General features: G+C 73.0%; 6 protein-coding genes and 1 pseudogene. 2 read left to right on the top strand and 5 right to left on the bottom strand.

Features of this window, described 5'->3' with window-relative positions:
• Window positions 1-188, top strand: a pseudogene (locus JNW91_RS29420) (hypothetical protein); the annotation flags it as partial.
• 12 nt (window positions 189-200) lie between these two features.
• Here JNW91_RS29420 and JNW91_RS33285 read toward each other — a convergent pair.
• Entirely contained in the window at window positions 201-977 is a 777-nt protein-coding gene (locus JNW91_RS33285; protein WP_309244519.1) for a peptide MFS transporter, read from the bottom strand.
• Window positions 978-997: 20 nt separating this feature from the next.
• Entirely contained in the window at window positions 998-1,681 is a 684-nt protein-coding gene (locus JNW91_RS33280) for a peptide MFS transporter (RefSeq protein WP_255545327.1), read from the bottom strand.
• Between the two features lie 221 nt (window positions 1,682-1,902).
• On the opposite strand from JNW91_RS33280, the gene JNW91_RS29410 reads away from it, so the two are divergent.
• Window positions 1,903-2,244: an RNA polymerase-binding protein RbpA gene (locus JNW91_RS29410; protein ID WP_046564157.1), complete on the top strand. Its 342-nt coding sequence runs from the start codon at window positions 1,903-1,905 to the stop codon at window positions 2,242-2,244.
• Between the two features lie 65 nt (window positions 2,245-2,309).
• Here JNW91_RS29410 and JNW91_RS29405 read toward each other — a convergent pair whose 3' ends face one another.
• The 3 genes from JNW91_RS29405 to lnt form a co-directional block, all read right to left on the bottom strand.
• Window positions 2,310-2,834: an FxsA family protein gene (locus tag JNW91_RS29405; protein WP_203178765.1), complete on the bottom strand. Its 525-nt coding sequence runs from the start codon at window positions 2,832-2,834 to the stop codon at window positions 2,310-2,312.
• 67 nt (window positions 2,835-2,901) lie between these two features.
• Window positions 2,902-3,711, bottom strand: a complete 810-nt coding sequence (locus JNW91_RS29400; RefSeq protein ID WP_309244518.1) for a polyprenol monophosphomannose synthase — start codon at window positions 3,709-3,711, stop codon at window positions 2,902-2,904.
• 34 nt (window positions 3,712-3,745) lie between these two features.
• Window positions 3,746-5,239: apolipoprotein N-acyltransferase (lnt, locus tag JNW91_RS29395; protein WP_203178764.1), on the bottom strand; the 1,494-nt coding region annotated here is incomplete at its 5' end.

The raw sequence follows: 5,239 nt of genomic DNA, 5'->3' as shown, positions 1-5,239 counted from the left end.
CCGCCGCCCGGCACGCCGCGGCCACCGCCGAGGGCCGGGTCACCACCCTGACGGTACGACTGGACGCGGCCGAAACCGACCGGGACGTGGCGCAGCGGCGGGTGGCGCAGCTCGGCGACCAGGTCAGCGACCTGGCGTTGGCGCTGTCCCGCCTCGGCGCCGCCGCGCCCGAGGACGTCGCCGGCTGACCGCTGCCGGGGTCAGTGGATGCCGGCCATCAGCGCGCGGATGTGTCGGGCGAACATCACCGCGCCCAGGCCGAACGCCACCGACGCCAGCCCGAAGGTGAGGAAGTAGGTCGGCTCGGACCAGGTCTCGGCGAGCCGGGCCACCTGGCCACCGATGGCGTCGCCGACGGCGGTGGCGAGGAACCACAGCCCCAGCATCTGACTGGCGTATTTCACCGGCGCCAGCTTGGTCGTGGCGGACAGGCCCACGGGGCTCAGCGACAGCTCACCGGCGACCTGGATGGCGTACACCGCGACCAGCCACCACGGTGACACCCGCTCGCCGCCGACGGCGGCCTGCGCGGCGGCGGCCATCAGCACGAACGACAAACCGTTGAGCACCAGACCGACGGCGAACTTCACCGGCGTGGAGACCCGGTTGCCGACGCGCAGCCACAGCAGCGCGAACAGCGGCGCGCCGATGATGATGAGGATCGGGTTGACCGACTGCAACCAGGACGCCGGGAACGTGAAGCCGGCGACGTCCCGGTCGGTGCGCTCGGCGGCGAAGATGTTCAGCACCGAGCCGGCCTGGTCGTAGATCAGCCAGAACGCGGCGGCGAAGACGAACAGCCACAGGTACGCCTTCATCCGGAGACGTTCGGTCGCGCTGAGCTCCCGGTCGGTCATGATCCGGGCGAAGTAGCCGATGGCGACGAGCACGGTGACCGCGGTGAGCACGTTCACCACCGTGTTGACGGTGAACAGCCCGACCAGCGCGAGGACGGCGACGAGGACGACGAGCACCACGACGGCCAGCGCGGCTCGGGTCAGCGCCCGGCGGCGGTCGGCGCCGAGCAGCGGGTCGGCAGGCCGTCACCGGCGTCGCCCAGGTTGCGCCGGCCCAGCACGTACTGGATCACGCCGAAGGTCATGCCGACGGCGGCGACCGCGAACCCCAGATGCCAGTTGATCTTCTCGCCGAGGTAGCCGGTGATCAGCGGGGCGATGAACGCGCCCAGGTTGATGCCCATGTAGAAGATCGAGAAGCCGGCGTCGCGGCGCGGGGAGTCCCGGTCGTACAGGGCGCCGACCATCGTGGAGATGTTCGGTTTGAGCAGGCCGGTACCCAGGACGATGAGCACCATCCCGGCGAACACGCTCCACCGCACGGGCACCGCCATCACGTAGTGCCCGGCGGCGATCACCACCCCGCCCCACAGCACGCTGCGTCGGGCGCCGATCAGCCGGTCGGCGACCCACCCGCCGGGCAGCGCCAGCAGGTACACCATGGCGTTGTACGTGCCGTAGACCGCGTTGGCGTTGGCCTCGCCCAGACCCAGCCCGTCGTCGGCGACCTCGGCGGTGAGATACAGCACGAGGATCGCCCGCATCCCGTAGAAGCTGAACCGCTCCCACATCTCGGTGAGGAAGAGCGTCGCCAGTGCCCGGGGATGCCCGAAGAACGTCCGCTCGGTGACCGCTCGGCGCTCGACCGGGACGTCCTGGGCCATCGCAACCTCCACTGCACTCGGGCGGTTAACATCCCCGGTGGCAGCCGAAACACTCCACCAATGCGACCCGCCCGGGATCACCTGGCCGGGTGGCCGCCACGGCCGGCTACCCTTGGTCGCGGCCCACCCGTGGACGCCTCACGCCCTCCGGCGGGAATGGCTCGACGGGAACGCACCGTTACACCCAGAAGACCAGCACCACGAACGAGGGGAAGTCGATCATGGGCGAGCGTATGCTGCGCGGAAGCCGCCTGGGCGCGGTCAGCTACGAATCCGACCGCAACACGGAGCTCGCGCCGCGTCAGACCCGCGAGTACCTCTGTGCCAAGGGCCACCAGTTCGAGGTGCCGTTCGCCGTCGACGCCGAGGTCCCGACGACCTGGGAATGCAAGTTCGACGGCAGCGTCGCTCGACTCGTCGACGGCAGCGAGCCGGAGCAGAAGAAGGCCAAGCCGCCACGTACCCACTGGGACATGCTGCTGGAGCGGCGCTCGATCGCCGAGCTTGAGGACATCCTCGCCGAACGGCTCCAGGAGGTTCGTACGCGTCGCGGCCGCGCCTGAGCCGCACACCGCACGACACGGCGCCCCCGGGGAAAATCCCGGGGGCGCCGTCGTGTCCGGTTCGCTCAGTTGCGGCCAGGCTCGATGATCTCGCCCTCGATGGCCCGGCCACCGTCGACGACCACCGGCTGCTCCGGCTGCGGGCTCGGCGCCGGCTGGGGCGCGCCCTGGCGCACCCGCACCGTACGGGGCCCGAACAGGTCACCGGCGACCATCGACGACACACGCCGCTCGGCGGTGCGTTGCACCCCGGAACGGGCCAACCGTCGCAGCGGCGGCACCAGCAGCAGCAACCCGACCAGTCCGCTGACCAGACCGGGCACCGCCAGCAGCAGCGCGCCGACCAACCCGACGAGGCCGTCGGTCACCTGCCGGCCCGGCGGCTGTCCCGCCTGCGTCGCGGAGCGGAACCCGCGCCACGCGCGCATGCCCTCGCGGCGCAGCAGCACCAACCCCAGCAGCGACGCGGCGAACACCAGCAGCACCGCCGCGCCGAACCCCAGCGCCCGTCCCACCCCGACGAACACGGCCAGCTCCAGCACCACCGCCAGCAGCAGGCCCAACGGCACGAACCTCAGTCCTCGGCGCATCTCACCTCATCGCCATTCCCGCGACACCATGGACGTGTCCCGCCCGTCCAGCATGACACGGCCGCGCTCACGGCCACCGCACCTGACCGGTGGGGGTGCCGTTGACACCACGGCGTACCGCCTGCCGCCGGTCCTGCACCCCCCAGGTGGTGATCCGCCACAGCGCCTCGGCCACGATGCGGGGGCTCATCTTGCTGTCCCCGCGCTCCCGTTCGGCGAACGTGATCGGCACCTCCACGATCCGCACACCGGCCCGGTGCGCCAGCCGGGACAGCTCCACCTGGAACGAGTAGCCCTGGGAGCAGACCGACTCCAGGTCGATGGCGTCCAACGCGCTGATCCGGTACACCCGGTAGCCGCCGGTCGCGTCGGACACCGGCATGCCCAGCGCGAGACGCGCGTACAGGTTGCCGCAGCGCGACAGCAGCAGCCGCCGCAGCGGCCAGTTCAGCACCCGCGCGCCGCTGGTCCACCGCGACCCGATCACCACGTCGGCGTCGCGGGCGGCCGTCAACAGCGCCGGCAGGTCCTCCGGGGCGTGCGAGCCGTCGGCGTCCATCTCCACGACCGCGTCGTAGCCGCGCTCGCGCGCCCACCCGAACCCGGCCAGGTACGCCGCGCCGAGGCCCTGCTTGCCCTCGCGGTGCAGCACCTGCACGTGCCCGTCGCCCGCGGCGAGGTCGTCGGCGATCGCGCCGGTGCCGTCGGGGCTGTTGTCGTCGGCGATGAGGATCTGCACCGCCGGGGCGGCCCGGCGGACCCGCTGCACGATCGCGGCGACGTTGTCGGCCTCGTTGTAGGTGGGGATCACCACCAGCACCCGGCCCACGCCGGGCACCTCGTCCGGACGCCGGATCGTATCGGTCGCCTGGATCACGGTTCCTCCGCTTCCGCCGGCGTACCGGCTGCTGCTATCCGGGCATGATCCGCTGCCGCCGGCGCAGCACCGCCGCGCCGACCAGGGCCGCCGCGGCCAGCCCGGCGAGCGCCACCTCCGGCCACCAGCCGAGGCGTGTGGCGAGGGTGCGTCCGCCGTCGAGCCGCAGCTGCCGCACCACGACCTCCCGGGTGTTGAACCCGGTGGCATCGCTTACCCGCCCGTCCGGGGAGACGAACCCGGACACCCCGACCGTGGAGGCCATCAACGCCGGCCGGCCGTGCTCCACCGCCCGCAGCCGCACCATGGCCATCTGCTGACGGGCCTCGGCGACGTTGAAGGTGGCGTTGTTGGTCTGCACGACGAGCAGTCGCGCGCCGCCGGTGACAGTCTCGCGGACCACCTCGTCGTAGGCGACCTCGAAGCAGATCACGTCACCGAGCACCGTCGGGCCGGCGCGTACCACGCCCGGGGTGCTGCCGGCCACGAAGTCCGACCGGATGAGGTCGACCTTGTCGCTGACCATCCGCGCCACGTCGCGCAGCGGCACGTACTCGGCGAACGGCACCGGGTGGCGCTTGGCGTACAGCTGGGCCAGGTCCGCGCCGGTGCCGGGCTGCCACAGGATGCCCACGTTGCGGACCTTTCCGGCGCCGGGGCCCTGCAGGACCGCGCCGACGAGGATCGGCGCGCGGATGGTGTCGGCGGCCTGCGAGATCCGCGCGCCGGCGGTGGGGTTGCGCAGCGGGTCGATGTCGCTGGAGTTCTCCGGCCACACCACCAGGTCGGGTTGCCGCTGGGCGCCGGCGGCGACCTGCGCGGCCAGCTCCAGGGTGGCGTCGACGTGGTTGTTGAGCACCGCCTGCCGTTGGGCGTTGAAGTCCAGGCCGAGGCGCGGCACGTTGCCCTGCACGATCGCCACGGTGACCGCGTCGCCCGACCCTGCGGCGGCGACCGGTACGAGCAGGCCGGCCGCGCAGAGCGCCACCGCCGCGACGGCCGGTACGACCACCGGCGTCCACCGCCGCGCCGGCGCGTCGCCCTGCGTCGTCGCCCGGGCGGCGACCCAGCCCCGCCAGGCGGCGGTGACCAGCAACCCGCCGAGGAGGGCCACCGCGAAGGTGACCAGCGGCGCGCCGCCCAGCGCGGCGAGGCGCAGCAGCGGCGACGAGTCCTGGCTGAACGCCAACCGCCCCCACGGGAACCCCCCGAACGGGGTGCGGTCGCGCAGCGCCTCCTGCCCCACCCACAGCAGGCCGGTCAGCGCCGGCCACGCCCACCGGCCGCGGTCGGCCAACGGCGACACCCAGGCGGTGGCCGCGCCGAGCAGCGCCAGGTAGCCGGCCTGCAACAGCGACAGCAACACCCACGGCAGGTAGCCGGTGTGCAGGTTCGTCCAGGCCAGCAGCGGCGCGAACAGCGCCACGCCGGTGAGGAAGCCCAGGCCGGCGCCGGCGCGCCAACCGCCGCCGGTGTGCCGCCGGCGGCCAGCAACGCCCACCCCGACCGGCGCGAGCGGCCCACAGCC

The organism is Micromonospora parastrephiae (genome assembly GCF_016802865.1).
Lineage (GTDB): Bacteria > Actinomycetota > Actinomycetes > Mycobacteriales > Micromonosporaceae > Micromonospora > Micromonospora parastrephiae.
This window is presented reverse-complemented; position numbering and strand designations above follow the sequence as displayed.